Source organism: Caballeronia glebae (genome assembly GCF_001545035.1).
GTDB classification, from domain to species: Bacteria; Pseudomonadota; Gammaproteobacteria; order Burkholderiales; family Burkholderiaceae; genus Caballeronia; species Caballeronia glebae.
This window is the reverse complement of the sequence record NZ_FCOJ02000183.1, coordinates 1-754: the sequence shown is the minus strand read 5'-3', so window position 1 is coordinate 754 and position 754 is coordinate 1. Positions and strand designations below refer to the sequence as shown.

Genomic DNA, 754 nt, shown 5'->3' with positions numbered 1-754 from the left:
TGAGCGTCAGGTCGCCCGCTTGGGCGGCCAGGACGCCACGATTGCTGACACCGACACCATACTCGTTGCCGATCAGCACAATTCGATTGGCATACATCCCGCCGAGTTGACTTACGTCAATCGCGACCGCTGGCGTCGGACCCGTGCCTGCTATCGGCGTGGTCGCGAGGCTGCCATAATCTACGACGTTTGGCCCAGCGATCGCGTTCAGATTGTTTGCGTACACGGCCGCGTTGATCTGAATCGCGCGCGACAAGAGATCGACTTGATCGACATTGGCCGCATTCAGACCGGCCCCTTCCACCGTGATGTTGCCACCGTTCACGGTGAATCCAGTCAGGCTGCCATTCGCCCCGTAATTCGGCGTCCCCGTGGTCAGAACGGCGCGGGAAGTATTGATGAAGTTCGCGCCATTTGCCACAATACCGCTTGGATTTGCAACGATTACTTGTGCGCGCGAGCCGGCGACTTCGAGCGCGCCGTTTAATCGAGACGGCGCGTTTGACAACACCTGATTGACGATGATCCGCGCCGAATTGCCCGGCGTGAGATTCGGATTCCCATTAATGTAGCCGCCGAGCTGACTTTGGACCAGCGTCGGTGAATTGTTGAGAATCGCGCCCTTACCGGTTACATCGAACTGCGAGAACGTGCCGACGGACACGCCCGCCGCACTAGGCCTCGCGATGTTTACCTGATTCAGACCATTCTGCGTTTGAATGACGTGCGCGCCCGACCCCGGAGCGGCCACGAT

Annotated in this window: 1 protein-coding gene; it reads right to left on the bottom strand. The window is 59.2% G+C overall.

Annotation, left to right across the window (positions count from 1 at the left end; translation table 11 throughout):
* A partial coding sequence (locus AWB82_RS36710) for a filamentous hemagglutinin N-terminal domain-containing protein (RefSeq protein WP_327346162.1) occupies window positions 1-754 on the bottom strand: 754 nt, incomplete at both ends.